This window comes from Synechococcus sp. R55.7, assembly GCF_047461955.1.
Classification (GTDB): domain Bacteria; phylum Cyanobacteriota; class Cyanobacteriia; order Thermostichales; family Thermostichaceae; genus Thermostichus.
In genome coordinates this window covers 1-624 of record NZ_JANSIC010000493.1, presented here as the reverse complement: position 1 = coordinate 624, position 624 = coordinate 1, and the positions used below count along the sequence as shown (strand labels likewise).

Genomic DNA, 624 nt, shown 5'->3' with positions numbered 1-624 from the left:
ACGTGTAGGCAGGCGGTACCAGAATCAAGGCAACCCCTGCACGCAGAGCCTTGTATTCCAGAAACTGGCGTAGCTGGTAGAACGCCCAACTGTTGGCCCTGCGCCGCTCGGCTTTGCTGCGGGGTTGTTGATTGACCCTTTCCCGGATCCCTGTCAGGTCTTCCAGAGCGATAGCGCTGTTGGTAGCTTTTGCCCTGGAGACAATAACTTTGGAGATGCGATGATTGACCCACGTTTTTGCTACGCAACGCTGACGCGACTGAAAGCGTCTCTCCTTGCCAGACAGCCGTTGCAACAGTTGACGGCATCTGCGCCGCGAACTGCGTGTGCCCTTACTGGCTTTGCGTTGGAGTACCGCCCTCAACCGGGAGTAGTGGTCGCGGACTCTGTTCAACTGCTGTCCATTCCAGTTGTCCCCCTCTGACGTATGGGCAATATCTGTCCTCCCCAAGTCCACCCCGATCACCTTGTCGGCATCTTGCTGCTTGGGTGGCTTTCCCTCTACGCAAATCTGGATGTAGTAGGAGCCGTCCTTCCGCTGGACTAGGGTGGCCGATTTGGGGTTAGAACCAGCCAGCATCCCACGCTGGTAGTTACCAATGGCCAGTCCAAAGCGCTCTCGCC

General features: G+C 57.2%; 1 protein-coding gene. It reads right to left on the bottom strand.

Translation table 11 applies throughout. From position 1 onward, the window contains the following. On the bottom strand, positions 1 to 624 hold a 624-nt coding region (locus tag NW820_RS13315; RefSeq protein WP_414407766.1), incomplete at both ends, for an RNA-guided endonuclease TnpB family protein.